General features: G+C 52.7%; 1 protein-coding gene. It reads right to left on the bottom strand.

Annotated features, from left to right (window positions below):
• The coding region (locus tag L9G74_RS23995; RefSeq protein ID WP_500142665.1) for a Myb-like DNA-binding domain-containing protein at positions 1-177 on the bottom strand (177 nt) is incomplete at its 3' end.
• Positions 178-205: the final 28 nt, after the last annotated feature.

The following is a 205-nucleotide window of genomic DNA, read 5'->3' on the forward strand; positions in this document are numbered from 1 at the left end:
GTCGGTGGTGATGTCAAAGAGGCTGGATCTCCGGCGCCGGCGATTGAGGTTGGTGCGGCGGAGAAAGTACTTCTGAGCATGGCTGGCAACCTGCGTCGGAGTTCGCGTTTTGACGTAGTTTTTGGAGATTCCTCTCCAATCACCTTTCCCTACTTTCTGCAATCCAACCAAAAACAACTTGTGTTCTTCCTCCGTCCACGGAACT

The organism is Shewanella electrica (genome assembly GCF_022321485.1).
GTDB lineage: Bacteria > Pseudomonadota > Gammaproteobacteria > Enterobacterales > Shewanellaceae > Shewanella > Shewanella electrica.